18 protein-coding genes and 7 tRNA genes are annotated in these 26,870 nt (G+C 58.0%); 6 read left to right on the forward strand and 19 right to left on the reverse strand.

Going from position 1 to position 26,870, the window contains the following annotated elements:
* Positions 1-20: 20 nt before the first annotated feature.
* The 5 genes from NAT49_RS04945 to rnr all read right to left on the reverse strand — a co-directional run bounded on the left by NAT49_RS04945 (position 21) and on the right by rnr (position 5,025).
* A complete protein-coding gene (locus NAT49_RS04945; protein ID WP_251591185.1) occupies positions 21-866 on the reverse strand; it encodes a hypothetical protein in 846 nt (281 codons plus the stop codon).
* A 10-nt stretch (positions 867-876) separates the two neighbouring features.
* The gene (gene rpsR / locus NAT49_RS04950; protein WP_251591192.1) at positions 877-1,104 is read right to left on the reverse strand and encodes a 30S ribosomal protein S18; all 228 of its coding nucleotides are present in this window, start codon (positions 1,102-1,104) and stop codon (positions 877-879) included.
* A gap of 29 nt (positions 1,105-1,133) precedes the next feature.
* Positions 1,134-1,547 carry a 30S ribosomal protein S6 gene (gene rpsF, locus NAT49_RS04955; protein WP_251591193.1) on the reverse strand — a complete coding sequence of 138 codons (414 nt, stop codon included), beginning with the start codon at positions 1,545-1,547 and terminating at the stop codon, positions 1,134-1,136.
* A gap of 164 nt (positions 1,548-1,711) precedes the next feature.
* A complete protein-coding gene (rlmB, locus tag NAT49_RS04960) occupies positions 1,712-2,509 on the reverse strand; it encodes a 23S rRNA (guanosine(2251)-2'-O)-methyltransferase RlmB (RefSeq protein ID WP_251591200.1) in 798 nt (265 codons plus the stop codon).
* Positions 2,506-5,025: a ribonuclease R gene (rnr, locus tag NAT49_RS04965; RefSeq protein ID WP_251591209.1), complete on the reverse strand. Its 2,520-nt coding sequence runs from the start codon at positions 5,023-5,025 to the stop codon at positions 2,506-2,508. The genes rlmB and rnr overlap by 4 nt, the downstream gene beginning before the upstream one ends.
* Before the next feature lie 175 nt (positions 5,026-5,200).
* Between rnr and NAT49_RS04970 the strand changes: the two genes are divergently transcribed.
* Positions 5,201-5,287 (forward strand) — tRNA-Leu (locus tag NAT49_RS04970).
* 83 nt (positions 5,288-5,370) lie between these two features.
* Positions 5,371-5,457, forward strand: a tRNA-Leu gene (locus NAT49_RS04975).
* 259 nt (positions 5,458-5,716) lie between these two features.
* Here NAT49_RS04975 and NAT49_RS04980 read toward each other — a convergent pair.
* From NAT49_RS04980 to NAT49_RS04995, 4 genes are all read right to left on the reverse strand, one after another.
* Positions 5,717-6,565: a DNA/RNA non-specific endonuclease gene (locus NAT49_RS04980; protein WP_309619124.1), complete on the reverse strand. Its 849-nt coding sequence runs from the start codon at positions 6,563-6,565 to the stop codon at positions 5,717-5,719.
* Between the two features lie 152 nt (positions 6,566-6,717).
* Positions 6,718-8,274, reverse strand: a complete 1,557-nt coding sequence (locus NAT49_RS04985; protein WP_251591211.1) for a SpoVR family protein — start codon at positions 8,272-8,274, stop codon at positions 6,718-6,720.
* An 8-nt stretch (positions 8,275-8,282) separates the two neighbouring features.
* Positions 8,283-9,566: a YeaH/YhbH family protein gene (locus NAT49_RS04990; protein ID WP_251591213.1), complete on the reverse strand. Its 1,284-nt coding sequence runs from the start codon at positions 9,564-9,566 to the stop codon at positions 8,283-8,285.
* A 90-nt stretch (positions 9,567-9,656) separates the two neighbouring features.
* The gene (locus tag NAT49_RS04995) at positions 9,657-11,576 is read right to left on the reverse strand and encodes a PrkA family serine protein kinase (protein ID WP_251591215.1); all 1,920 of its coding nucleotides are present in this window, start codon (positions 11,574-11,576) and stop codon (positions 9,657-9,659) included.
* Positions 11,577-11,962: 386 nt separating this feature from the next.
* Between NAT49_RS04995 and NAT49_RS05000 the strand changes: the two genes are divergently transcribed.
* A complete protein-coding gene (locus NAT49_RS05000; RefSeq protein WP_251591217.1) occupies positions 11,963-12,799 on the forward strand; it encodes a hypothetical protein in 837 nt (278 codons plus the stop codon).
* 338 nt (positions 12,800-13,137) lie between these two features.
* Here NAT49_RS05000 and NAT49_RS05005 read toward each other — a convergent pair.
* The 6 genes from NAT49_RS05005 to ttcA form a co-directional block, all read right to left on the reverse strand.
* A tRNA-Asp gene (locus NAT49_RS05005) sits at positions 13,138-13,214 on the reverse strand.
* Positions 13,215-13,241: 27 nt separating this feature from the next.
* A tRNA-Val gene (locus NAT49_RS05010) sits at positions 13,242-13,317 on the reverse strand.
* Positions 13,318-13,338: 21 nt separating this feature from the next.
* A tRNA-Asp gene (locus tag NAT49_RS05015) sits at positions 13,339-13,415 on the reverse strand.
* A 24-nt stretch (positions 13,416-13,439) separates the two neighbouring features.
* A tRNA-Asp gene (locus NAT49_RS05020) sits at positions 13,440-13,516 on the reverse strand.
* A gap of 23 nt (positions 13,517-13,539) precedes the next feature.
* Positions 13,540-13,615, reverse strand: a tRNA-Val gene (locus tag NAT49_RS05025).
* 122 nt (positions 13,616-13,737) lie between these two features.
* Positions 13,738-14,676, reverse strand: coding sequence for a tRNA 2-thiocytidine(32) synthetase TtcA (gene ttcA / locus NAT49_RS05030; RefSeq protein WP_251591226.1), 939 nt, complete (start codon positions 14,674-14,676; stop codon positions 13,738-13,740).
* 203 nt (positions 14,677-14,879) lie between these two features.
* On the opposite strand from ttcA, the gene NAT49_RS05035 reads away from it, so the two are divergent.
* Complete coding sequence (locus NAT49_RS05035; protein ID WP_251591234.1) at positions 14,880-18,818, forward strand: hybrid sensor histidine kinase/response regulator; 3,939 nt, start codon at positions 14,880-14,882, stop codon at positions 18,816-18,818.
* An 84-nt stretch (positions 18,819-18,902) separates the two neighbouring features.
* Here NAT49_RS05035 and NAT49_RS05040 read toward each other — a convergent pair whose 3' ends face one another.
* From NAT49_RS05040 to NAT49_RS05050, 3 genes are all read right to left on the reverse strand, one after another.
* Positions 18,903-19,568 (reverse strand): response regulator, encoded by a 666-nt coding sequence (locus tag NAT49_RS05040; RefSeq protein WP_251591236.1) that lies wholly within the window; start codon positions 19,566-19,568, stop codon positions 18,903-18,905.
* 269 nt (positions 19,569-19,837) lie between these two features.
* Entirely contained in the window at positions 19,838-21,781 is a 1,944-nt protein-coding gene (gene acs / locus NAT49_RS05045) for an acetate--CoA ligase (RefSeq protein ID WP_251591238.1), read from the reverse strand.
* 105 nt (positions 21,782-21,886) lie between these two features.
* A complete protein-coding gene (locus NAT49_RS05050) occupies positions 21,887-22,456 on the reverse strand; it encodes a SprT family zinc-dependent metalloprotease (RefSeq protein WP_251591240.1) in 570 nt (189 codons plus the stop codon).
* 81 nt (positions 22,457-22,537) lie between these two features.
* Here NAT49_RS05050 and NAT49_RS05055 point away from each other — a divergent pair, with 81 nt between their 5' ends.
* Complete coding sequence (locus NAT49_RS05055) at positions 22,538-23,191, forward strand: YecA/YgfB family protein (protein ID WP_251591242.1); 654 nt, start codon at positions 22,538-22,540, stop codon at positions 23,189-23,191.
* 9 nt (positions 23,192-23,200) lie between these two features.
* On the opposite strand, the gene NAT49_RS05060 is transcribed toward NAT49_RS05055, so the two are convergent.
* Positions 23,201-24,328, reverse strand: a complete 1,128-nt coding sequence (locus NAT49_RS05060) for a phospholipase D-like domain-containing protein (protein WP_251591244.1) — start codon at positions 24,326-24,328, stop codon at positions 23,201-23,203.
* Between the two features lie 97 nt (positions 24,329-24,425).
* Here NAT49_RS05060 and plsB point away from each other — a divergent pair, with 97 nt between their 5' ends.
* Complete coding sequence (gene plsB / locus NAT49_RS05065; RefSeq protein ID WP_251591246.1) at positions 24,426-26,864, forward strand: glycerol-3-phosphate 1-O-acyltransferase PlsB; 2,439 nt, start codon at positions 24,426-24,428, stop codon at positions 26,862-26,864.
* The last annotated feature ends 6 nt before the right edge of the window (positions 26,865-26,870 follow it).

Genomic DNA, 26,870 nt, shown 5'->3' on the forward strand with positions numbered 1-26,870 from the left:
TCTCGTAGACCTCTTCTATGTTAACTGCCTGCCAGCCGCGCGCGAACGTTTAACGCGCTGTCGACCAGAGCAAGCAGCAGAACAATCACAATCGCGGGCCAGGCCATCAACAGCAGAATGTAGAATCCGCCAAGCCAAAGCCCACTCATCCCTTTAATCCCAATGACTGCGTGCACGAGCGCGATGCCGGCAATCAATACCGGTATCCAAGACACCAGTATCAGCGATGGCACGCCAAGCACGAATCCGACGATGCTTAAAAGCAGTAACGCACCGATCTCCTTGGGCGCGAGACGAAAGGCATGAAACTCCTCCCGAAACCCACCCGGATTGAACAGTGCGGCTTGCCAGCTGCGCCCGAGTGCAAGGCATGCAACCGAGGCCAGCATGACCACGATGCCGACCAGCGCGCCCATGACCAGCGTGGTCAACTGATCGACCGAAATACCTTGCGCGGCGTAGTTCGAAAGCATCGTATCGAGCTCGGTCGAGCTCGAACGAAGTTCGGCCACAATCGCGCCGGCGTTCGGCGGAATCAGTACGCCCAGCTTGATCAAAAGCGCTGAAACGAGCGCGCCTGCGATCAAGGTCTCGCCCCAACGCGCCCTGGCACGGAGGATCACTGCCAAGAGCGTGGTCAAAAGCAGCGTGGCAAGTGGCACTGCATCACCCTGCGTCCACCACCACCCAAGCGGCAAGGCGGCGCCGATCAATACCGGCAGCGCCAGCGCCAGACCACGCCGGAGCGTGACCAGTGCAGCGATCGCGGTGCCCAGCCAGAAAAGCCACGGTATGAGGCTTGATACAAAGGCCAGAAGCGTCGCGTTAACGGGTGAGCGCAAGGCCCATCGTGCAAGCGCAATCATTCAAGAAAACTTACAGGTGGCGATCGGTATAAGGCAGCAGTGCCAGATAACGAGCGCGCTTGATCGCAGTGGACAGCTGACGCTGATAGCGTGCGCGGGTGCCGGTAATGCGACTCGGTACGATCTTGCCTGTTTCAGTGATGTAGGACTTCAGCGTATCGAGGTCTTTGTAATCAATGTACTTTACGCCTTCGGCGGTAAAGCGGCAGAACTTACGGCGACGGAAAAAACGTGCCATGTCATGAATCTCCAGAAGTGATGAATCGATCAGTTAGCTGTTTCTTCAGTCTGCTCTGATTCTTCGGAATCAGAGGACTGGTCGGCGCTGTCGCGACGATCTTCGCGACGACGGCCCTTGTCTTCAGCGGACTTCATCATCGGGGACGGCTCGGTCACCGCTTCCTTGCAACGAACAACCATATTGCGAATGATGGCATCGTTGAAACGGAAGATGTTCTCGATTTCGTCGAGCGTTTCGCTTTCGCACTCGATGTTCATCAGAACGTAGTGTGCCTTGTGGATCTTGTTGATCGGATAGGCAAGATGGCGGCGACCCCAGTCTTCGAGACGATGCACAGTGCCGCTGTTTTCAGTCACGAGGCTTGTGTAGCGCTCGATCATGGCAGGCACCTGCTCGCTCTGATCCGGGTGGACCATGAACACGATTTCGTAATGACGCATGATGTCTCCTTTCGGGTTGACAGCTTTCGCACGCCAGCGCCGGTTCAGGCAATTGGTCGTGAAAAGCAAGGAGTTAACGGAAGGTTTACTTACTGACAGAATATGCCGGTGAGCAAAGCCGGATAATTGTAAAGACCCAATCCCGGCCTTGCAAGCCAAAGCACTTAATGAGGGCGCTGCTGCCTGACGGCCTCGAACAGACAGATCCCGGTTGCGACCGACACATTGAGACTCGATACGCTGCCCTGCATCGGAAGCTTCACCAGGTGGTCACAGGCTTCGCGCGTCAATCGGCGCATGCCCTTGCCCTCGGCCCCCATCACCAGCGCGACGTGGGCATTGAAGTCGGCGCCGAACACGCTCTGCTCGGCCTCGCCTGCCGTACCGATGATCCAGACACCCAGCTCTTTGAGCTTTGAAAGCGTTCGAGCGAGATTGACCACCTGATACACCGGCATGGCTTCGGCTGCCCCACAGGCAACCTTGCGTACGATGCCATTCAATGGCGCTGATTTGTCTTTGGGAACGATCACACCCTTGACGCCCGCAGCATCGGCGCTTCGAAGGCACGCCCCGAAATTATGGGGGTCGGTCACGCCATCGAGCACCAGCCACAGCGCGGGCTCTTCCACCCGCTCAGCTTCCCAGTAAAGGCGCTGTTCGCCTTCAAACGACAGCGGCTGACAAAACGCCACAATGCCCTGATGCGCCACCGGACCCATTGCCTGCTCAAGCGCTTGGCGCGTTTTGAACTCGACCGAGACGCCCTTGGCACGAAGCGCCTCGATGACTTCGATCAGGCGGCGCTCCGAGGCGCCTTCCTGAACCCAGGCATAGTCCGGGGTTTGATGGTCAAGAAGTGCACGCACCGCATGCACGCCTGAAACCGCTTCAAGCCCGTTCGGGGCGGCGCTGGGCTTGGGCTTGCCAGCCCCTTGTTTTTTACGGCGCGACGAATTCATGACTGCTCGCCGCCTTTACTGTCGCTTTTTTTACTGCCGTCTTTTTTGGACGACTTTTTCTTCTTCGGACGGTCGGACTTGGAGTGCGCCTCGCCCTTGTCACCGCCTTTACTATCGCCGGTCTTGTCCGCACTTTTCTTTCGACGCGCGCGCTCTTTCTTGCCGGGCCGGGACTTGCGCTTCTTCTTGGGCGTTTCAGCGTTGTCGCTTGCCGGCGCATCGCTTGCCTCCGGTGCCGAACGCGTCTTGCGCGCGCGACGCCGCGATGTGGGCTCAGCCACTGCAAGCTCGAAATCAAGCTTGCGATCGTCGAGATCGACACGCGCCACGCGCACAACCACGCCATCGCCCAACCGGTAGATCATGCCGCCGCGCTCGCCCTTGAGCTGAAAACGGGTTTCCTCGTAGCGGTAATAGTCCGACGGCAGCGAGGAAATGTGCACCAGACCTTCAACGAAGTGCGCATCCAGGCGTACAAACAGACCGAATTGCGTAACCGAGGCGATCGTTCCATCAAAGGTTTCACCGACCTTATCGGACATGAACTCGCACTTGAGCCAATCTTCAACGTCACGCGTGGCATCATCGGCGCGACGCTCGGTCATCGAGCAGTGCTCGCCAAGCTCGACCATCTGCTCAAACGTATAGGGACACCACTTCGACAGTGGCTCGCTCGGCGCGCCCTCGACACGCAGCACGCTAGTGCTTGCCTGCTCGCTTCGAATTACCCCGCGAATGGCGCGATGCACCAAAAGATCCGGATAACGGCGAATGGGCGACGTGAAGTGCGCGTACGCCGAATAGGCAAGACCGAAATGCCCTTCATTGTGCGGCGTGTAAATCGCCTGATTCATGGTGCGCAGCATGATCGTTTGGATGATGTCGGCATCAGGGCGATCCTGAATCAACTGACGCAGCTGCTGGAAATCGCGCGGCGTCGGCTTCTCACCACCCTCAAGCGTAAGCCCAAGCTCGCCCAGAAACGTCTTGAAGGTTGTCAGACGTTCGCTTTTCGGGCTGTCATGGACGCGATAGAGCGCTGGAAGCTTGTGCTTCTCGAGAAAACGCGCGGTGGCCACATTGGCCGCCAGCATGCATTCCTCAATCAGCTTGTGCGCGTCGTTGCGCTCACGCGGAACGATTCGTTCGATCTTGCGGTCGTCGTTGAACACGATCTGGGTTTCGGTCGTTTCGAAATCGATCGCACCCCGAATCTGCCGCGCCGAACGGAGCGTGTGGTAAAGCTCATAGAGCTGCTCGAGCGGTTTGACCACGTTGTGGTAGTGCTTTCGAAGCGCCTGGCCCTGTTCGCTGTCGGCGTCCTGAAGCATGGTACCGACATCGGTGTACGTTAGACGCGCGTGGGAGCGCATGACGCCTTCGTAGAAGCGGTAACGGCTGATCTCGCCCTTCTGTGAAATATTCATCTCACAGACCATGCAAAGACGGTCGACGTCCGGGTTCAGAGAGCACAGGCCATTGGACAAGATTTCCGGCAGCATCGGAACAACCTGCCCAGGGAAGTACACCGAGTTGCCGCGCTCGATGGCTTCGCGATCAAGCGGCGAATCGACCGGTACATAATGGGATACGTCCGCGATCGCGACGATAAGCTTGGTGCTGCCGGACTTGGTTTTCCAGGAATAGACCGCGTCGTCGAAATCCTTGGCATCTTCCCCGTCGATGGTCACGAGCGGCAGATCCCGGAGATCGACCCGGTGATGCTTGTCTTCCTCTCGCACCTGATCGGAGAGCGACTCGATCTGCTCGAGCACGTCAGACGGAAACGTGGCTGGAATATCGTGCTCGCGAATGGCAATGTCGATTTCAAGCCCCGGATCCATGCGCTCGCCCATCACCTCGATGACCTCGCCCTCGGGCTTGGTTCGAACAGCGGGCTGCTGCGTCAGGCGCACTTCGACGATCTGGCCGTCTTTCGCACCGTTTTCAGAGCCCGCCGGGATAATGATGTCCTGGCTGATACGGGAGTTTTCAGGGACAAGAACACCAAGGTCGGCGCCGCGAACGCGGTAAACCCCGACCACGGTTTCGGTATTGTGCGCAAGCACCTGCATGATCCGCACTTCCGCACGGCCACGCCGGTCGCGACCGCTGATGCGACCTCGGACTCGGTCACCGTGAAAGACGCGCTGCATCTGACGCGAGGGAATGACGAGATCCGGCTTTTCACCGTCATCGCGTACTAGAAAGCCGATGCCATCACGGTGACCGATCACACGCCCTTCAATGATTTCTTCGGGAGGAATCACCGTAAAGGAGTTGTCACGCTGCTTCTTGAGCTGACCGTCACGATCCATGGCGATCAAGCGGCGACGAACCCCTTCGCGCTGATCTTCATCGGTCAGACCGAGCGCATCGTTCAGGCTGTCGGCGGAAATGGGTTTGCCATGAGCTTCGACGCGAGAAAAAAGAAATTCCCGGCTGGGTACCGGATTTTCATAATTTTGCGCTTCGCGCTCTGCTTGCGGATCGTCGGATAACGTCCAGTGTTTCATTCAATATTTCCTTGTTGGAAGTCGAGATGCAGGGCAGAGAGCACGGCGAGACGCTTTATCTTTAACATGTCGGCCAGTATAGCGACACTAAAGGCCCGACCCAAGCGACATTTACCTACAAAACCGATTCAAAGGGTTGCATCGGCCCGAAAAATGCGTATTATACGCCGCAGTTGCCCGGATGGCGGAATTGGTAGACGCGCTAGCTTCAGGTGCTAGTGACCGTATGGTCGTGGAGGTTCAAGTCCTCTTCCGGGCACCAGACATCGTTTTCGATGTGATCGCCTTGAGCAGATCGAACATAAGAACGCAGTAATTTTTGAAATCGCCCTGATTTCACGCAAGGCCCGGATGGCGGAATTGGTAGACGCGCTAGCTTCAGGTGCTAGTGACCGCATGGTCGTGGAGGTTCAAGTCCTCTTCCGGGCACCATCTAGACACCCTGTTTAGATCGAATTCTCTTTTAAGCACCTTTTATCCTCCCCTCATATTCTTTATACGCGCTTGATCTTCAAAAGATCGATCTACACGCTGTCAGACCCCTTTGGCTTTATCCCGACCGTTACACCTCTCTTGAACGATTGCGCCTCACTTAAAGACGTACATTACTCACTCGAACGCGCGAACACCTTGAAAGAGAGCTCCTCATGGATTGATCGCGCGTAAGGCAGGCCACCCAAAGCGCCTTTTCCTAATAACGAGATGGCAACCGGGACACCCGCCCCAGACGCCAGGCCTTACTGTCAACCGTGCTTTCCAAACGCGTTTCGAGGTTGTCCGGCAGGTCGCTGAAAAAGTCCAGCCCCGTTCGCTGCTCGATCGTATCAATCGATACCACGAAGTCACTCAGCGGCTCATTGCCTTTTACGGTTTGAGGCATGATAAACGCGAGGGCCTTGGGCGGCTTACCCACCGACCCGGGCACGACGAGAATCTTGTAGAACGCATCGGGAATCTCGATCAAGGAGTCCATCCGTCGAATATCCTTGTCAAAAATCGGCCCGGTCGTGACCCAAACCGTCCCGAAGCGTGGTACGAAATGATCGATCACGACCTCTTCCAATCGCTGCCAGACCTTGCGGTTCAAGTCGGGCTTTTGCGGTGAAATGTTGGTCATCAGGAAGGTATCGAGCTGAGATGCTCGCCCGTGAACGACAGACATTGCGTAGTTGGGCGCCATATGGCCGCGATCAAACCCGGAATGACTGTAATCGCGACTGGTAATGGGCCAGAGCGAACGCCAGTCTTCCCTGAACCCGCGCGGGCGCGGATCGCTGTGCGGGTCTTTCACCCGGGTCAGCCGGTAGGTTACCCACAGCGGGTTACCACGCACATCCGACCATCCAACCAGAAACCCGTGATTGATCAGTGGCCGATTGAAACTGCGCCAGTCGTACCAGGTTTCAGCGACCGGCATGCCTTCATAGCTCAGCGCGGCCCATTTATCACGAGCCTGGAAAAACCACAGCCCACCAAGAATGGCTGCAAACACCAGCCCGATACCGCCCATACGGGCCAGGCGCATTATTAAACCGATCACTCGCCGCTCCCACCCGAATACGAACTCGACACCAAGCGGCGGATTCTAGTCGGCCCGCCCTTAAAAGCCAAACATGAAAAAGCGGCGCTGAACGCCGCATTTTCAAGCTCCTATCCTTTCAACCTTCGCGCATGAGACCTCTCAACCTACGCTCACGAGGCATCGGGCAGCGGCCATTGATAGCGGTGAACCACGTCGTCGCCATCAAGGGAGTCAAGTTTGACCGGAAACCCCCACAGCTGATGAAGATAGCGAAGCACTGGATACACCGACTGATCGAGCGGCCGACGCTTGTGTACCAGGTGCCTGAGTGTCAATGAGCGATCGCCCCGCACATCCGCCGACCAGACCTGAATATTGGGCTCGCGCTGACCGAGCGCGTATTGCGCCGATAACGCCTCGCGCACACGGCGGTACCCCTGCTCGTTATGAATGGCCCCCACTTCGATCATGTCGTCCTGATCATCATCGATAATGGCGAACATCTTGAAGTCTCGCATGACCTTGGGCGAGAGAAACTGCTGTACGAACGATTCGTCCTTGAAATTTGCCATGGCGAAGTGAAACGTATCCAGCCAGTTGCTGCCGGCAATATCCGGAAACCACTCGCGGTCCTCGTCGGTCGGGTGCTCACAGATGCGCTTGATGTCACTGAACATCGCAAACCCGAGCGCGTAGGGGTTGATGCCGTTGTAATAGGGGCTATCGAAGGTGGGCTGTGCAACGACCGAGGTATGTGACTGGAGAAACTCGAGAATAACGCCTTCATCGATCAACCCTTCATCAAAGAGCTGATTCATGATGGTGTAATGCCAGAACGTCGCCCAGCCCTCGTTCATGACCTGTGTTTGACGCTGCGGGTAGAAATACTGCGCCATCTTTCGAACGATGCGCACGACTTCGCGCTGCCATGGCGCCAGTAGCGGCGCGTTCTTTTCAATGAAGTACAACAGGTTTTCTTGGGGCTCTGGCGGGTAATGAAACGGCGCCCTGAGCGCCAGCGGGTCTTCGCTGTCCGTCACGGCCCGATCCGATAGGTGCTCGGCGTCATGAGTGGGGATAGTGGTCCAGAGCGCATTGACCTGAGCCTGGAGATAAGCCTCGCGCTCTTCCTGACGCTTCGATTCGGCCTCGGGCGACATGGGTGATGGCCGCTTGTAGCGGTCTACGCCGTAATTTTGAAGCGCGTGACAGGCATCCAGCAGCTGCTCGACCGTCTCGACCCCGTGCTTTTCCTCGCACTCGCTGATGTAGCGCCGCGCGAATACCAGATAATCCACAATGGCCGAGGCATCGGTCCAGGCACGGAACAGATAATTGCCCTTGAAAAACGAATTGTGGCCGTAGCAGGCGTGCGCCATCACCAGAATCTGCATCATCAGCGTATTTTCTTCCATCAGATACGCGATGCAGGGGTCGGAATTGATGACCAGCTCGTAGGCAAGCCCCATCTTGCCACGACGATAGGACTGCTCTACCGACAGGAACTGCTTACCGAACGACCAATGGTGATAGCCCACCGGCATCCCGACACTTGCGTAGGCATCCATCATTTGCTCGGACGTGATGATCTCGATCTGATTGGGGTAGATGTCGAGCCGGTACTCCCTGGCAATACGCGCAATGGCCTGCTCATAGTATTCAAGCGTTTCGAACGTCCAATCGGCGCTTTTGCGTTCGCCCCCTGAGACACTGGCGGTATCGGTCATGACTCCTCCTAGGCCGCCTCTCGGCGACGAAACAGCTCACGAAACACGGAATAGATGTCGCCGGCCTCAACGATCTGCTGCATGGCGAATCGATCGGGGAAATCGGCGGCGACGCGCTCGTACTCATCCCAGAGCGCCTGATGGGCGTGCGGCGTGATTTCAACGTAGGCGTAGTACTGAAGCCGATGCATGATCTTGTCACTCAGGATCTGACGGCAGGTGGTCGAATCGTCGTCCCAGTTGTCGCCATCGCTTGCCTGCGCCACGTAAAGGTTCCACTGCCCCGGCGGGTAGCGCGTCTCGATCACCTCATCGAGTAGATTCAACGCGCTCGACACGATGGTGCCCCCGGTTTCCCGGGAGTAGAAGAACTCTTCTTCATCCACTTCCTTGGCCGCGGTGTGGTGACGAATGAACACCAGCTCGATCTTTTCGTAGTTGCGCTCGAGAAACAGATAGAGCAACAGGAAAAACCGCTTGGCGATGTCCTTATGGGCCTGGGTCATGGAGCCGGAAACGTCCATTACACAGAACATGACGGCCTTGTTGGAAGGCACCGGCTGATTGGTCATGTTGTTGTAGCGCAGATCGAACGTGTCGATGTAAGGCACCGCCTCCAGGCGCCGCTTGAGCTGGTCGATCTCGGCCCGAAGTTCCTCGAGCCGCAGCTTGTTTCTGAGCGCAGGCTCCTTGCCCTCTTCTTCTGCCAGCGCCTCTTCGGCTTCCTTCAATGCCCGCCGGATCGGTGCTCGCATGGCGATTCGACGCGCATAGGCCTCTCGCATCGAGCGCACCACATTCATTCGCGCCGGAATACCATCCCGCGAGATCCCCGAGCGCACCGGTTTAACCTCTTCGATGTCCAGTAGCTGCTTGCGCTCCAGGTTCGGAAGCTCCAGCCCATCGAATACGAATTCGAGAAATTCTTCGCGGGTCAGGGAAAACGCGAACTCATCCACGCCCTCGCCCTGATTGGACGCAGAACCTTCGCCAGACCCGTCGCCTCCGCCCTTGCCACTCGGTCGATTGAACCGGTCGCCCTCGTTGAACTCCTTGTTGCCGGGGCTAACGATGGTGTTATCTCCCCCGCGACCGTGGCGAAATACCGGCTCGGAAATATCACGGTCTGGAATGGAAATTTTCTCGCCGCGCTTCATGTCGGTAATGGAGCGGCGATTGACCGAATCCTCAACCGCCCGCTTGATGTGCTTTCGATAGCGCTGCAAAAAACGCTGTCGATTGACGGCGCTCTTGTGCTTTGCATTCTCTCGTCGATCAATGAAATAGCTCATGACGTACCCCCGACGACCCGACCGGGCCGCATTGGGGCCGCCACCACAGTGAATGGCGGCGGCGTTCGACAAACCTGATGTCAGGCGGCGTTACTGCGACTTGCGAACCCGCAGATACCACTCCGACAGAAGACGCACCTGCTTTTCGGTGTAGCCGCGTTCCTGCATCCGATTGACGAAATCCTCGTGCTTTTTCGCATCGGCAGATGACGCCTTGGCGTTGAACGAGATGACCGGCAACAGCTCTTCGGTGTTGGCGAACATCTTGTGCTCGATCACGCCCTTGAGCTTCTCATAGGACTGCCAGCTCGGGTTGTTGCCGTTGTTCTGAGCGCGAGCCCTCAACACGAAGTTGACTACCTCATGGCGAAAATCCTTCGGATTGGAAATGCCCGCCGGCTTTTCAATCTTCTCAAGCTCATCGTTGAGCGATTGACGATCAAACAGCTCACCGGTTTCGGGATCTCGGTACTCCTGATCCTGAATCCAGAAATCGGCATAGGTGACGTAGCGGTCGAAGATGTTCTGGCCATATTCGCTGTAGGACTCCAGATACGCTGTCTGGATTTCCTTGCCGATGAACTCGACATAACGCGGCGCCAGAAACTCCTTGATAAAGCGCAGGTAGCGGTCATGCACCTCTTTCGGCAGCTGCTCGCGTTCGATGCTCTGCTCAAGCACGTACAGCAAATGAACTGGATTGGCGGCCACCTCGGTACTGTCAAAGTTGAAAACCTTCGAGAGAATCTTGAACGCAAAGCGGGTCGACAACCCGTTCATGCCTTCGTCAACGCCTGCGTTGTCTCGATACTCCTGAATCGACTTGGCGCGCGGGTCGGTGTCCTTGATGTTCTCGCCATCATAAATCCGCATTTTCGAATAGATGCTCGAGTTTTCAGGCTCCTTGAGTCGCGAAAGTACCGAGAACTGGGCAAGCATGCGAAGCGTATCGGGGGCGCATGGGGCGTAATCGAGCGACGAATGTTCAAGCAGCTTCTGATAGATCTTCATCTCCTCAGAAACACGCAGCGAGTACGGCACCTTCACGATGTAGACCCGGTCCAGAAACGCTTCGTTATTGCGGTTATTTCGGAACTGCTGCCACTCCGATTCGTTGGAGTGGGCAAGCAGCACGCCATCGAACGGAATCGCCCCCATGCCTTCGGTGGGGTTGTAATTCCCTTCCTGAGTCGCGGTCAGCAGCGGATGAAGCACCTTGAGAGGCGCCTTGAACATTTCGACAAATTCCATCAGCCCCTGGTTGGCTTTGCAGAGCCCGCCGGAGAAACTGTAGGCATCCGGATCATCCTGAGAGAACAGCTCGAGCTTTCGAATATCGACCTTGCCGACCAGCGCCGAGATATCCTGATTGTTGTCATCGCCCGGTTCGGTTTTCGACACTGCGACCTGATTGAGCCTTGAGGGGTAGAGCTTGACCACACGGAACTGGGAAATATCGCCGCCATACTCCTTGAGCCGCTTCGCCGCCCAGGGCGACATCACCGAGCGCAGATACCGCTTGGGAATGCCGTATTCCTTCTCGAGCAGGTCGCCATCCTCCTGCGCAAAGAGCCCAAGAGGTGATTCATAGACAGGCGAGCCCTTGATGGCGTAGAACGGCACGGCCTCCATCAGCGCTTTCAAGCGTTCAGCGAGCGATGACTTGCCGCCCCCCACCGGGCCAAGCAGATAAAGAATCTGCTTGCGCTCCTCAAGACCCTGCGCGGCGTGACGGAAGTAGGAGACGATCTGCTCGATCGCATCCTCCATGCCATAGAACTCCTCAAACGCCGGGTAGCGCCGAATCACCTTGTTCGAGAAAATGCGCGACAGCGCCGGATCCTTGGACGTATCGATCACCCGAGGCTCACCGATGGCCTCCAGCATGCGTTCAGACGCAGACGCATAGGCCCGAGGGTCGTCCTTGCACAACTGAAGGTATTCCTGAAGACTCATCTCTTCCTGTTGCGTTCGTTGATAGCGGTTTTGCACATGATCGAAGATGCTCATGGAAGCCTCCTTGGGCGTACCGTACCGAATCACCAGAATATGAGGGCAACGCCTGGCGCGTTGTTTTTTGGAGAACGTATTTCCTGGAAATCTGCTTTTTGGACGTCTTTTTATGATCCTAGACCGAACATACCGCGTAAGGTGCTTTCAACAAGATGAAAAAGATTCAGCTTAAGTACGCTTAAGCTTGCCGGACTCCGGCTGAGCGGCGCGCATCAAGCGCACGTCAGCGCCACTCGGTCCGCTCATTAACGCTAGCCAGTAATTCCGCGCCGCCATATCACGAAAAGCCCACGGGAATAGCGCTTTTTCTCGATGCAACGCATCTACCGCAACGCATCGGCACACACGCATCGCGCACGCCCATACACCGATCAAGAGCCCACATGTCCCAGCGCACGCCAGAGCCAGTCCCGAGCACACCAGCCACGACAACGCACTCGCTGACAACACCTTCGACGACACTCACGCTGACCCGCCGCCTCCCTGCACAAGACGCAGCACCTCAAGGGGCGCTGCTTATCTGGCCAGACACCCGACTTACGTCGGCCCAAACGTGCCTGACTTCGAACGGACTGGCCTGCTGGCTTGCTCGATACGGGTTCGACGTGGGGGTAATCGACGCATCGCCTCACCATCCGGGGCTTATAGACGAAGTGATTCCAAGCGTTTTAAAGCACTGGGCCACTATCAGCGGCCACGGCAAGTTCAACGTCGTGGCCCAGGGCTGGGCAGGCGTTGCACTGGCCTCATCCATGGCCCGCGCACCAGAACTTCGGCGCATGAACCGAGGACAGATTCTTCTGGGCAGCCGTCGCCATCACTCCAGGGGAACAGCCGAGGCAACGCCCTTGCGCGAGCTTTGGAAAACGATTCGATCAAAAGTGCGTGGCTGTGAGCACTCAAAACCGACTCACCCGATGGAGAGGTATTGGCTGAAAGGCAACCCATGGCAGGACTGCGACGGCTTTGATTACGGAAAATCACTGATCAGAGGCGGTATGCCACCCACCCTGTTCGTTGCAAGCGAAGACGCGCCTCACTGCACGCCCGGCGACGTGGCACGTTTTCGAGACGAATGCGGCCCGCATCAGGGCGACTTCCTGCTACTTGGTACGGCATGCGGATTTTCAAGAGACTACAGCGTAAGTGACATGCTTACGGACCCCAACGCCACCAAAGAGGTGTATCCGCGACTACTGGACTGGCTGATGGAGTACTGAATGCGCCCATAGAACTTGTTCCCAGTACACGCATAAGAAGTACACACCTCAAACAGCACCTACTGTTGGAGTAATACTTACAGAGAGACAGCCCCTCAACAACGAGCGCCCCTCGGCAACGAACGCACAGCGGCTATCGCGCGTGCAGCGGCTATCGCGCGTGCAGCGCACATATAGCCCACCAAGAGACATAAGCAATGGAAATGGTAACGCGGTGACATGCATCAAACGCACAGATGACTCGTACGGCAGAAGTCTTTAATAGAAAACGTGCGTCAAACAGAATTACTTCAAGAGAGGAGACAATCAGGAAATACATCGGGGAGGAAGAGAGTAAATGGCGGACCGGACGGGACTCGAACCCGCGACCTCCGGCGTGACAGGCCGGCATTCTAACCAGCTGAACTACCGGTCCGCATCATAGACTCTTTCGTGCTTGATGTGGTGGGTGGTACTGGGCTCGAACCAGTGACCCCCAGCTTGTAAGGCTGGTGCTCTTCCAACTGAGCTAACCACCCACAATCAAACGTGCATTAAATTGGCGGACCGGACGGGACTCGAACCCGCGACCTCCGGCGTGACAGGCCGGCATTCTAACCAGCTGAACTACCGGTCCGCATTTAATGCGTTGACTTTTGAATGGCGGACCGGACGGGACTCGAACCCGCGACCTCCGGCGTGACAGGCCGGCATTCTAACCAGCTGAACTACCGGTCCGCATCAAAAATCTCATGACTCGATGGTGGGTGGTACTGGGCTCGAACCAGTGACCCCCAGCTTGTAAGGCTGGTGCTCTTCCAACTGAGCTAACCACCCGTCTCGGGTCATGTGGCGCTGCATTCTACAGGCTCTCGCTTCCAAGTCAACAAATCCGACTCACTTTTTTTCAATCAATTCAGAAACGTGCCTGAAACGCCCACCGGCCGGGCCCTGGCCGATTACGACGACGTATCGAGAGTGACCGAATCGATGCGGTCCGCGTGCATGCTGGCCTGTTTCTGCTCGAGCCCTTCGAAGTCGAACAGGGCCCGATCCGCCAACTGACTCGGTGCGACATTGGTCATTGCCTTGAACATCGACTCGATACGCCCCGGGTGCTTGTGCTTCCACTCCTGAAGCATGCCCTTCACGGCCTGACGCTGCAGGTTTTCCTGGGAGCCACACAGATTGCAGGGGATGATCGGGAACTGCATTTGATCCGAATAGCTTTGAATATCCGCCTCGCTGCAGTACGCAAGCGGCCGGATGATGATGTTGCGGCCATCATCGGAGAGGAGCTTCGGCGGCATGGCCTTGAGCGTGCCGCCGTGGAACATGTTGAGAAAAAGCGTTTCAAGCAGATCATCGCGATGATGCCCGAGCGCCACCTTGGTGGCTCCAATCTCCTCGGCAAACCCATAGAGTGTTCCCCGTCGAAGACGCGAGCACAGCGCGCAGGTGGTCTTGCCCTCCGGCACCTTCTCCTTGACGATCGAATAGGTATCACGCTCGACCACGTAATACTCGATGCCAAGCGTGTCCAGGTACTCAGGCAGCACATGCTCTGGAAAACCGGGCTGTTTCTGGTCCATGTTGACCGCGACCAGCTCGAAGTTGACCGGCGCATTGCGCTGTAGGTTCATGAGGATAGACAACATGGTGTAGGAGTCCTTCCCACCGGAAAGGCACACCATGATGCGGTCACCCTCCTGAATCATGTTGTAATCGATAATGGCATTACCGGTCAGGCGACGCAGGCGCTTCTGGAGTTTATTGAACTCGCGCTTGGCCTTGGCTTCGGCGCTTGACTCTTTCGCGCTTGAGTCGGTGTCTGACACCGAGGGCGCAGCCGCGTCGACATAGGACGCACGGTCGGAGGCGTTATGAACGTCTTGCATAGGAATTCGGAATCGTCGATGAGATAAGAAGTGTCGCGTGCGCATACGCGCAGGAAAGGCGTTTTATCCTACCAGCCCCGTTAGTGCGTGGCGAGACTATCGCGCAGCATGCGCCGCTCTCACGCAGCAGCAATGCGGATCGAGACCAGTGACTTTGCGTTTGATACCACTAGAATGAGCGCAGATCTGCAAGGGAGAGGGACATGTTTCAAGGCTGGCTACTGATTGCCGCATCACTGACTTACATCGCGTTGCTGTTCGGAATCGCCTGGCTCGGCGATCGCCGCGCGGTGCAACAGGGCGCGGCCAAACGCCGCCCGATCGTCTACAGTCTTGCCCTTGCGGTGTACTGCACGTCCTGGACGTTCTATGGCAGCGTCGGCCAGGCCGCGACCCAAGGGTGGTCCTACGCCAGCATTTTCATTGGCCCGATCCTGACGTTCGTGCTGTTCTGGCCGGTGCTTGCCAAGATGATCCGCGTTGCCAAGCGCCAGAACGTGACGTCGATCGCCGACTTTATCGCCTCACGTTACGGCAAGTCTCAGGAGCTTGCCGCGTTTACAAGCGTTGTGGTTCTGATCGGCACCCTGCCCTACATCGCGCTTCAGCTAAAGGCAATGTCCTCAAGCCTCACCCTTCTGACCGACAATGCCGACATCCTGCACTCGCCGCTGTTCGGCGATACCGCGTTCTACATCGCCATGTTGATGGCGATTTTCGCCATTTTGTTCGGTACCCGACATACCGATGCGACCGAGCACCATGAAGGCTTGATTCAGGCCATTGCGTTCGAGTCGGTGATCAAGCTGGCGGCCTTTTTGTTGCTCGGCGCTGTGATCACCTGGGGCACCTTCGACGGGCTTGGCGATTTATCGCGGCGAGCAAACGAGTTTTTGCAGATCAAAAGCCTTGGCAATCAGGAGTCCTCCCACGGCTTCTGGACGCAGACCCTTCTGGCCATGCTCGCGATGTTCTGCGTGCCTCGCCAGTTTCACGTCACGGTGGTCGAAAACACCCACCCGGACGACAGCCGGCATGCCCGCTGGCTGTTCCCGCTGTACCTTGCGCTGGCGGGCTTTTTCGTCCTCCCCCTCGCCACTGCCGGCTTGAGCCTGCTTCCGGCCGGCAGCACCCCTGACGGCTTTGTCCTGCTGCTGCCGATGGCGCTCGACAATGACCTGCTGACGCTTCTGACGTTCATCGGAGGGTTCGCCGCCGCCAGCGGCATGGTCATCATGGCCAGCGTAACGCTTGCCATCATGATCTCCAACGAGGTGTTGATCCCGCTTCTGTTGAAACTGCACTGGTTCGATACCCACCACGGCGATTACGCCAAATGGGTGCTTAGAACGCGCCGCGTCGTCATCGTGCTGGTGCTGGCGCTCGCCTACGGCTTCTATCGACTGGTTGCCGAATTCAGTACCCTTTCAAGCATCGGCATGCTGTCACTGGCCGCGCTTGCCCAACTGGCCCCGGCACTGCTTGGCGGGCTTTACTGGAAGAAAGGCAATCGTTTCGGCGCCTCGGTCGGGCTTGGTGCCGGCATCGCAATCTGGGCCTACACGCTACTGCTGCCCGCGCTTGACCGTGCGAATCTGGTCCCGACCGGCATCATGGAACACGGCCCGTTCGGCGTCGCGTTCCTCGCACCGGGCCACCTGTTTGGCTTCTCGGTCGGTGACCCATTGGCTCAGGGCGTGATGCTCTCGCTTGGCGTCAACCTGTTCTGCTACATCTTTTTTTCCCAGTCCACCAGCGAGCGCGTGGTGGATCGGATTCAGGCCTCGCAGTTCGTCGACAGCTCAGGCCACCCCTATGCGTCGGTCAATCGTCCCTGGCAGGGCCAGACCACGATCGGGGACTTGAAAACCCTGTGCAAACGCTTTTTGAGCGACGAACAGGTCGAGCGCGCGTTTCGCGACTATCACAAGAACCGCCCCCCGATCAGCCCCAACGACCGCGCGTCGATCGACATGATTCAATTCAGCGAGCGTCTGCTTTCCTCCGCCATCGGCGCGTCGTCGGCACGCATCGTTATCAACTCAGGGCTCTCGGGCCGGGAAATCGCCATTTCGGATGTGGTCTCCATCGTCGATGAAGCCTCTCAGGTCCTCGAGTTCAATCGCGCGTTGCTGCAGGCGGCGATCGAGAACTTCCATCAGGGTGTGATGGTGGTGGATCACCGGCTGCGCCTGGTGGTCTGGAATCAATATTACCTGGGACTGTTCGGCTTCCCCGACAACATGATTCGCGTCGGCGCACCGATCGATCAGGTCTTTCGCTACAACGCCGAACATAACGAATACGGCCCCGGTGACCCGGAAGAGCACGTCAATTTGCTGATCGATAACATCAAATCGGGCCAGCCACACCACTATCAGCGCTATCGCCCAAACGGCACGGTACTGGACGTTCACGGCAACCCGATGGCGGGCGGCGGGTTCGTGTACACCTATCAGGACATCACCCAGCAAAAGCGCACGGAAGAGGCGCTGATCCGCTCGGAAAACAATATTCGTATCTACACCGACAACGTCCCGGCACTGATCGCCTACTTCGACCGGGAGTGTCGTTTTCTATTTGCCAACCACGCCTATGAAGAGGCCATGAACGTCGACCGTGCCTCTGTGATCGGCAAGCGTGCCGAGGACGTGATGACACGCAGCGACTGGCGCGAACGCGCGCCCTGGATGCTGCGGGCCCTTGCCGGTGAGCGCGTTTCCTACGAGCTTTCGATGACTGATGATGAAGGCGGTACGCGCTATATGCTTGCCACCTATACGCCCCACCACGGCGATCAACAGCGCGTACTGGGTTTGTTCGCCCTGTATCAGGACATTACCGAGCGCCGCCTCGCCGAAATCGCCCTCAAGGAAACCAACGAAAACCTGGAAGAACGCGTCAAGGAACGCACCCAGGCGCTTTCTCAGGTCAACGAAGCGCTTCGCCAGGAAAACAAGGTGCGTGCCGAAGCCGAGCGCGCGCTTCGCCACGCCAAGCAGATCGCGGAGGACGCCAACGCGTCGAAAACCCGCTTTCTGGCCGCGGCAAGTCACGACCTTCTGCAACCGCTCAACGCAGCCCGCCTCTTCACCTCCGCACTGACACAGCAGATGGACGATCAGGGTGGCCAGAAACAGACTCTGACCCACATCGACAACTCATTGCAGGCCGCCGAGGAGCTGCTCAGTACCCTGCTCGATATCTCCAAGCTCGACGCAGGCGCCCTGACCCCCAAACGCTCGGTGTTCCGACTCAAGGACATCTTTGCGCCGCTGCAGGCCGAATTCGAAGTCATGGCCTCCGAGCGCGGCCTCGATCTGAGCGTGGTCACGCCGCACCACTTCGTGGACAGTGATCCGCAGATGCTGCGCCGTATCGTCCAGAATTTCCTGTCCAACGCGCTGCGCTACACCCAGGAAGGCCGGGTGCTGTTGGGGTGCCGTCGCCGGGGCGAACACCTGGTCATTGAGGTGTGGGATACCGGCCCTGGCATCCCTGAATCCAAGCAAAGCGAAATCTTTCAGGAGTTTCAGCGACTCGATCAGAAATCACGTCACCGCGAAAGCGAAAAAGGCCTCGGCCTGGGGCTCTCGATTGCCGACCGCATGGCGCGGGTACTCGATCACTCGATTCGCATTCGTTCATGGGTCGACCGGGGCAGCGTATTCTCGGTCGAGGTACCGATCGGTCAGGGAAAAACAGGGGATACTCGAGCCGAAGCCTCACTGGCGCGCGCCAAGCCCGCCAACAAGTTAAGCGGCGCTCGTGTGCTTTGCATCGACAACGAAACGCTGACGCTTGAAGGCATGAAGGCGATCCTTACCGGCTGGAACATCGAGGTCTATACGGCCACCAGCATCGGCGGCGCCAAGTCGGTCCTTAGAAATCTCAGCTCGCCTCCCGATGCGATTCTTGCCGATTACCACCTCGATAACGAAGTGACTGGCCTGATGGCGCTCGATGTACTGCTCGAGGGCATCGAACAGGAGGTGCCCGGCATCGTCATTACCGCCGACCGTACCGAAGAGGTGGCCGACGAGGTCAAAAAGGCCGGGTTCCATATGCTCAACAAACCGGTTAAACCCGCCGCTCTTCGAGCACTTCTGACCCGAGCGCTCCAGGCCAGCCGGTCACGCTAGACGGGCCGGCATGAGCCCGAACTCAAAAAGGCCAGTGGCGTACGCCACTGGCCTTTTTGAAAGAAGCACTCACGTCGTTTAACGTCAGTTGGAATCCACCTTGGGCGGATCGACTTCGAGTTTTTGAGCCGCGATGACCGCCTGAGTGCGCGAATGCACACCGAGCTTTCGAAGAATTGCAGTCACATGCGCCTTGATGGTCGCTTCAGAGACGTTCAGGTCATAGGCGATCTGCTTGTTGAGCATGCCTTCGGTCAACATGTTGAGCACGCGAAACTGCTGAGGTGTTAATGAGGCAATGGCTTCGGCAAACTTGGTTTCTTCCTCATTGGATTCTCCAAGTGCAGCAGCCATTTCAGGCGGAAGCCATATCTCGCCGTCGATAATTTCACTGATGGCGCCGGCAATAACATCCAGGGAAGCGGACTTGGGAATGAAACCGGAAGCACCATAATCGATCGAGCGGCGCACCACGCTGACTTCCTCGCTGCCGGAAACGACCGCCACCGGAATATCAGGCATCTGACCGCGCAGTTGGATCAATCCGGAAAAGCCATGCGCGCCCGGCATATGAAGATCAAGCAGGATCAAGTCGACGTCAGGGTGACGCGTGACGGCATCGACGGTCGCTTCCATGGTGTCGGCTTCCACAATGTCGACCTGGGAGGCGACTTGGCGAAGCGCCTGGGTCAACGCCGCCCGAAACAACGGATGATCGTCGGCAACAATAAATTTCTGGGCTAAAGCCATTTCGTCCGTTCTCCTCAAAACCCTGTGCACTAAAAAAGTACAGGCGCCTGGTGCATCTTCACCTTGGCTGCCGGTGTTACCTGCGGCACACGCGCTACCGTTATTTAGGTCATCTATCTTATCGGGCAGTTTCTGCCCTTGTATGCGTACTACCTATGGCTACATCTTTGCCCATACGCACAGGGTGTGTCCACACATCGGTCGACTTTATGCGCACATCAAACATGGAAAAGGCGCCCGCAGGCGCCCTTTTAAACAGGACTTAACCCTCAGCCTGCCCGGTGATCGATCAGATCGTCGACCACACTTGGATCGGCCAGCGTACTGGTATCACCCAGGCCGTCGAGTTCATTGGCGGCAATCTTTCTCAGGATGCGTCGCATGATCTTGCCAGAACGCGTCTTGGGAAGGCCCGGCGCCCACTGAATAACGTCCGGTGTCGCAATCGGCCCGATGTCCTTTCGCACCCATTTCACAAGCTCGCTTCGAAGCTCGTCTGACGGCGTGACGCCTTCATTCAACGTCACATAGATATAAATGCCCTGACCCTTGACGTCATGAGGGAAGCCAACGACGGCCGCTTCGGCCACGGCCTCATGCGCCACCAGCGACGACTCGATCTCGGCAGTGCCCATGCGGTGGCCGGAGACATTCAACACGTCATCGATTCGGCCGGTGATCCAGTAGTAGCCTTCTTCATCGCGTCGGCAGCCATCGCCTGTGAAATAGACGTCATCGAACGTCGAGAAGTAGGTCTGCACAAACCGCTCGTGGTTGTTCCAGATGGTGCGCGCCTGACCGGGCCAGCTGGCCTTGATGATGAGATTGCCTTCAGTCGCTCCCTCGAGCTCATTGCCCTCATTGTCATAGAGTGCGGGCTGAATACCGAAGAACGGATGCGTCGCCGACCCTGGCTTGAGCTCGGTCGCCCCGGGCAGCGGCGTGATCATGACCCCGCCGGTTTCGGTTTGCCACCAGGTATCCATGATCGGGCATTGGCTGTTACCGATCACACGATAGAACCATTGCCACGCCTCGGGGTTGATCGGCTCGCCCACCGAGCCCAGTACTCTCAGCGACTGCCGTGAGCTTGAATCCATGATGTGATCGCCCTGCGCCATCAGTGAGCGCACCATGGTGGGGGACGTATACAGAATGGTCACGCCATAGCGGTCGATGATCTCACCGATGCGGCCGTGATCGGGGTAGCTCGGCACGCCCTCGAACAGCACCGATGTAGTGCCGTTGGCCATTGGGCCGTAAACGATATAGGAGTGACCGGTAATCCAGCCGACATCCGCGGCGCACCAATACACGTCGTCATCGTGCACGTCGAAGATATCGTGATGCGTCATCGACGCGTACAGAAGATAGCCGCCCGTGGTATGCAAGAGCCCTTTCGGGGCGCCGGTCGAGCCGGAGGTATAAAGAATGAACAGCGGGTCTTCCGCCTTCATGGGCTCGGCCGGGCACTCGGCGCTCTGATCCGCCACCACATCGTCATACCAGCGGTCGCGCTCGGTGGTCTCGATATCAGCACCGGTACGCTTGACCACGACCACGTGCTCGACCACCTCCGTGCCCGGGCGGTCGAGCGCCTCGTCGACGTTTTCCTTCAGCGGAATCTGCTTGCCACCGCGAACCGATTCATCGGAGGTGATGACCACACGGGAACCTGAATCGACGATGCGGTTGGCCAGCGCGTCCGGTGAAAACCCACCGAATACCACCGAGTGAATTGCCCCGATGCGCGCGCAGGCAAGCATGGCCACAACGGCTTCCGGGATCATTGGCATGTAGAGCGTGACGGTGTCGCCTTTTTTGACGCCAAGGTCCTTCAAGCCATTGGCAAACCGGCAGACGCGCTCGTGCAGCGCCTTGAATGTGATCGAATCGGTCTTGGCCTGGTCGTCGCCTTCCCAATGGAACGCGACCTGATCGCCTTTTGTATCGAGGTGCCGATCAAGGCAGTTGTAGCAGGCGTTCAGCGTGCCGTCCTCGAACCACTTGATCGAGACGCTATCGGGCGAAAAGGAGACATTGCCCGCCGTTTGCGGCTTGGAAAACCAGTCAAGCCGTTTGGCCTCTTCGAGCCAGAACGCATTGGTGGATTCAACGGACGTCTGGTAGCGAGTACGGTATGCCGCTTCATCGACCCAAGCGCGCTCGCGGATGGTTTCAGGCACCGGATAGCGTTTGGCTTGCTCAGTCATGGACCCACTCCCTAACGTATTATGTGTGCAGTACAAATCACGTGCGCGGTGCAAATAGGCACGCTGGTGCAACAAGAATAGACAGAACATGGTCCCGAGACTGTATTAGACCTTGGTGGCAGCACCTGACTCACTCACCCCTTGATAGTTCAGGGGTTGACCACAGATGCGACATCGATAACGCGTTCCCTTGAGCGTATTGAGGTAGCGTCGATGTGAGAGCGCGTGCGTCGAGCACGCACAGCGAAACCGATACGGCCTGGGGCTTGCCCGCGTCACATCGAAGGAATGAGTGACCGTGGGCGTGCGCATGAAGACATCGCGCATCATGGCCTGCCAATCCACGCCATGGGGCGGCCGACGCCGTCCATCGCTCTCAAGCGCATGAAACACGAACCAGTGCGCCATTTCATGCGGCACCACCTCGTGCAAAAAGCGCCATGGATTCTCGCGCAACAGCGTCGCATTGAACCGCAGCCCCCCGCGCTTGAAATGCGCCTGGCCGGCGCTCTTGCCCTTGAGATCCAACCAGTGCGGCGGGCATGGCACATCGGGGTAATAGCGACAGCCCTGGTGCCAGCTGGCCGTAACGCACTCATCCAGAAGTACAACCAGCGCCGAGCCCGACACACCGCTCAATTCAGACGCATCAGGCAGCTTCAAATATTCGATCATGAAACGTCCGCCATGGGCTCATCCACAGTTCATGTCAACGATGATAAAATGACCTTTTAAGTCGACAAGGTTCTGGCCCGCATGACCGACCATCCCGAACAGCACCCGCTCATCGATGATGAGGAACTTGAAACGCTCGACGCCTTTCTCGACTCCGATACCGTCGACGAGGAAACTCTCAGCATCTACGGCACGCATGGGTTCATGGTGGCTCAGGCCATCGCCTTGAACCGGATGGATGCTGCCGTCTGGGTGCCGACCATTTTCAATGGTGAGCCGCCGTTTGAAAACGATGAAGAACAGTCATCCATCCTGGCGCTGTGTCAGGCACTTCGCGACAACGCCATCGAGCTGTTCGAACAGGGCGAGTACGTCGAATTGCCGTTCGATGACGAGTTTGAACTCGACACCCGCAATCACCCGGTCGCGGACTGGTGCAGCGGATTCATGGAAAGCGTATTCATGGATGAGACCGCCTGGTTCGGTGATCTCGAAGAGGAAGCGGCCAAGTTGTTGCTTCCCTTCATGGCCCTGTCCGGGCTTTTCGACGATGAAGACGCAGACCTTGCCGCCATGGGCGCCACTCCGAAAGACGCGCAGAAACTGATGGCGCAACTGCCGGAACTGGCCCTCGATCTGTACCTGCTTTATCGCACGCCCAAGGAAACCAAAAAGCCGGCGCCCTCCGCAAAGAGTGGTCAGACCGGCAAGAAAAAGGGCGCCCGAAAGCGCTGATGCCCGTGATCAGCGAAGGCGAGTCATCATGCCATTGATGTGGCCATAGACGTACTCGCGCCCGCGCTGCCACCAGGAGCGCTTGAACCACTGTTCAGCGATCACTTCCTCGCTCTGAGCAAAGTTGCGCTCGAACAGCTCAGTCAGCTCCTTGGCAAACTCGGGGTGATGAATTTCCTGGTTCGCCTCGAGGTTCCACTGCAGACTCCAATGGTCGAAGTTACACGACCCGACGGTGCACCAGTCATCACAGAGACTGAACTTGGCGTGCGTAAAGCGCGGCTGGAACTCCATGATGCGCACGCCTGCCTTTAAAAGACGCGTGTAGTAGCGCTGGCCGGCATAATAGACGCCCGGGTGGTCGTGATCCTTGCCCGGCAACAATAGGCGCACATCCACGCCACGACGGGCCGCAGCAATCATCTTGCGACGAAGGCTTCGCGTCGGCACAAAATACGGTGTACAGATCCAGACCTGGTTCTTGGCCCTGTCGATCTGATCCTGCAGCGACTTTCGAATCTGCTGAAAACGATACCCCTGCCCCCAGATCGCCCGGCCATCCATCTCGCCGGCGGGCTCGTCGGCCTTTTCAGCACTGGCCCCCAGCACACTTCGATCAATGCTGGGCTGGCCGGGGCCTCGCGACAGTCGCGACTGCCAGACGCGTCGATAAAGCGAGATCCAGTCGTTGACGCACGGCCCTTCGATGCGCACCGCCACCTCGAACCAGGAGTCCAAAAAGAAGTCGGAAGCGCCAAAACCACCGGTGAAGGCCACCTTGCCATCGACGATCATCAGCTTGCGGTGATCCCGTGAGATGAATTTGCCCAGGTGACGCAGCGTCAGCGGATTGAACTCGCGAAACTCGACGCCGGCGTCGATCAAGCGCTTTCGACTCTTGCGGGACAGATTCCAGGAGCCGCAGGCATCGATCATCAGCCAGACCTTTACGCCACGCTGGCAGGCATTTTCCATCGCCTTGATGAATCGCTCGCCAAGTTCGCTGTCCTCGAACATGTAAAGCTCGAGCAGCAGCGATGTTTCAGCGTTGTCCATCTCCTTGAACAGCGCCGGCAGAAACTGATCCGAATCCGGCAGCAGCGTGAAACTGTTACCCTCGCGCCATTGTGCGCGCATAGTTGAACTCCCTTTCAAACCCCGGCCATGAACTTAGCACCGACGACCGCCAACCGCTATACTGGCCGATTGTCCCGCGCTCAGGAGCTTCATTGACGTGTCTTTTTTCTGGCAAAGCAGTTTGCAGCCCCTGTTGAAGCGCTGGCTGCGCTTTCGCTCCATTGCCCCGGAAACCACGGCGCTCAACGTAGCAGCGAACGACCGGCTGGTATATGTACTTGACCATGATGCCTTAAGTGATCAGCTGGCGCTCGATAGTTTGCGCGCCCAGACAACGCTACCCGGCATCCTCACAGACACGGCCAACGAGCCCGGGGAGACTCTTCCGGCGCACGTGGCGCTCAATCAGCTCAAACGCCACGCCCTGCGCGGGCCGCAGAAGCGCCCCTCGCCCAAGTTCGACGCGCTTCTGGAGCGACTTCAAGCCGATGATCAACCCGATGTGGTGTTTCTGCCGGTGTCGTTTTTCTGGGGCCGACGCCCCGGACGAGAAACCCGCGGTATATGGCGGCTCATGACCGCCGATCGCTGGCCGCTGTCCGGGCGGTTTCGACGACTCCTGTCGCTTGCGTTCAACGGGCGCCACATCGATGTACGCTACGGCACGCCGTACCGGGCAAGTGACCTGCTCACCTCGTCAGCCCCCAGCCAGGCGCACGCACGAAGGCGTTCGATACGCTTTCTGAACCGTCAATTTCGTCAGCGTCGGCAGGAAGTACTTGGACCGGATCTCTCGCACCGACGCACACTGGTGCGCACCGTGATCCAGGCGCCCGAGGTTCGACAGCAGATCCGTCAAACGCATCAGGCGCACGACATCACGCTTGAGCGTGCAACAAAACGGGCCCGCCGCTACGCGCGCGAAATCGCCTCGCACACCTCGCCCCGAGCGCTTTGGTTGATGTACAAACTGCTGGGCCAGCTCTGGAACCGGCTCTATAACGGCGTCAACGTCACAGGTCTCGATCGCGTCCGCGCACTCGCCGGCACTCATGAGCTCATTTACGTGCCGTGCCATAGAAGCCATATCGATTACCTGCTCCTGTCCTACGTGATCTATCACCACGGCCTGACCACACCGCAAATCGCGGCAGGCAAGAACCTGGACATGCCGGGCATCGGTGCCGTACTGCGACGAGGCGGGGCCTTTTTCATTCGCCGAAGCTTCAAGGGCAATGCGCTGTACGGCGCGGTCTTCAACGAGTATTTGCACCAACTGATCACCCGGGGCTATCCGGTCGAGTACTTCATCGAAGGGGGCCGTTCGCGCACCGGGCGCATGCTGCCCCCGAAGCTTGGCATGCTGGCCATGACGCTTCGCTCCTACGTGCGTGAGCCAAACACGCGCCCGATGGCCTTCATTCCGGTCTACATCGGCTATGAGAAAGTGCTCGAATCCGGCGCCTATCAAAAAGAGCTCACTACCGGCAGGAAAAAGGCCGAATCGCCCTTCGACCTGGTGCGGGTGATCAAACGCCTGCGCCAGCCGTTCGGACAGGTGCACGTCAACATCGGCGAGCCGCTGGCGCTCGATCACTGGCTTGACGCGCAGCAGCCTGACTGGCGCACCGAACCCACTCAGGACTGGCAGCCCGCGGCCGTGCGCGCGCTTGGCAAGGACGTGGTTCAACGCATCAACGAAGCAGCCACACTCAACGGCGTCAATCTGGTCGCGCTGGCGCTTTTGTCCACCTCACATCAGGCCATGGAAGAGTCACTGCTCGAAGCGCAGATCGAAACGCTCAACGCGCTTCAGCGCATCGCCCCCGCAACCCGCCATGTGATGCCCGCAGACGGCACACCCGCGCAGTGGATCGAACACGCAATCCATCTGGGCATGGTCAAGCGCGTCCCTCAGGCACTCGGGCCGATCATCGTCGTGCAGGACAACCAGACCGCCCTTCTGACCTGGTATCGCAACAACGTACTGCATCTTTTTGCCCGCTTCGCGTTGGTCGCTTTCGCGTTCAGACACCACACGCGGCTGACCCTCGAGGAACTGGAACACCTGGTTGGGCCGATGTGGCCGGCGCTTGATAACGAGTTCTTTCTGCCGGGCGTGACCGACCGGGCCCACGCGTTCGACACTCTTCTTCACGCCCTGAAGGGGCAGGGTCTTCTCGAATATAACGGAGAATACTGGACACGCCCGACCCGCAAACTGATTCGAAACGAGCAGCTGATGACACTCGGCTCGATCATCGTGCCCACGCTTGAGCGCGGGTATTTACTGGTCTCCCTGCTCCTGAGAGCGCCTTCCGGCAGCTACACCCAGGAAAGCCTCGAAGGTCAGAGCCAGGCGCTTGCCGAGCGGCTGACGCTGTTGCAGGGCGTGAATGCGCCGGAATATTTCGATAAACGCCTGTTTCAGGGGCTCTTACAAACGCTTACCGATGAGGGGTGGTGCTGGGAGGATGATGCCGGCGTCCTTCACATTCATGAAGAGCTCAAGGACGCACTCAACGCGCGGCGACGGCTGTTCGACCCTGCGCTTAGACAGCGCCTGATTCACCTTTTGGCAACGAAAGCGGTCTAGCCTCGA

It is taken from the genome of Larsenimonas suaedae, assembly GCF_023712105.1.
Taxonomy (GTDB): Bacteria; Pseudomonadota; Gammaproteobacteria; order Pseudomonadales; family Halomonadaceae; genus Larsenimonas; species Larsenimonas suaedae.

What these genes read in the sequence shown, in the direction of transcription:
- NAT49_RS04945 (WP_251591185.1), bottom strand. Translation starts at nt 866, where the DNA reads ATGATTGCGCTTGCACGATGGGCCTTGCGCTCACCCGTTAACGCGACG.
- rpsR (WP_251591192.1), bottom strand. Translation starts at nt 1,104, where the DNA reads ATGGCACGTTTTTTCCGTCGCCGTAAGTTCTGCCGCTTTACCGCCGAA.
- rpsF (WP_251591193.1), bottom strand. Translation starts at nt 1,547, where the DNA reads ATGCGTCATTACGAAATCGTGTTCATGGTCCACCCGGATCAGAGCGAG.
- rlmB (WP_251591200.1), bottom strand. Translation starts at nt 2,509, where the DNA reads ATGAATTCGTCGCGCCGTAAAAAACAAGGGGCTGGCAAGCCCAAGCCC.
- rnr (WP_251591209.1), bottom strand. Translation starts at nt 5,025, where the DNA reads ATGAAACACTGGACGTTATCCGACGATCCGCAAGCAGAGCGCGAAGCG.
- NAT49_RS04985 (WP_251591211.1), bottom strand. Translation starts at nt 8,274, where the DNA reads ATGACCGATACCGCCAGTGTCTCAGGGGGCGAACGCAAAAGCGCCGAT.
- NAT49_RS04990 (WP_251591213.1), bottom strand. Translation starts at nt 9,566, where the DNA reads ATGAGCTATTTCATTGATCGACGAGAGAATGCAAAGCACAAGAGCGCC.
- NAT49_RS04995 (WP_251591215.1), bottom strand. Translation starts at nt 11,576, where the DNA reads ATGAGCATCTTCGATCATGTGCAAAACCGCTATCAACGAACGCAACAG.
- NAT49_RS05000 (WP_251591217.1), top strand. Translation starts at nt 11,963, where the DNA reads ATGTCCCAGCGCACGCCAGAGCCAGTCCCGAGCACACCAGCCACGACA.
- ttcA (WP_251591226.1), bottom strand. Translation starts at nt 14,676, where the DNA reads ATGCAAGACGTTCATAACGCCTCCGACCGTGCGTCCTATGTCGACGCG.
- NAT49_RS05035 (WP_251591234.1), top strand. Translation starts at nt 14,880, where the DNA reads ATGTTTCAAGGCTGGCTACTGATTGCCGCATCACTGACTTACATCGCG.
- NAT49_RS05040 (WP_251591236.1), bottom strand. Translation starts at nt 19,568, where the DNA reads ATGGCTTTAGCCCAGAAATTTATTGTTGCCGACGATCATCCGTTGTTT.
- acs (WP_251591238.1), bottom strand. Translation starts at nt 21,781, where the DNA reads ATGACTGAGCAAGCCAAACGCTATCCGGTGCCTGAAACCATCCGCGAG.
- NAT49_RS05050 (WP_251591240.1), bottom strand. Translation starts at nt 22,456, where the DNA reads ATGATCGAATATTTGAAGCTGCCTGATGCGTCTGAATTGAGCGGTGTG.
- NAT49_RS05055 (WP_251591242.1), top strand. Translation starts at nt 22,538, where the DNA reads ATGACCGACCATCCCGAACAGCACCCGCTCATCGATGATGAGGAACTT.
- NAT49_RS05060 (WP_251591244.1), bottom strand. Translation starts at nt 24,328, where the DNA reads ATGCGCGCACAATGGCGCGAGGGTAACAGTTTCACGCTGCTGCCGGAT.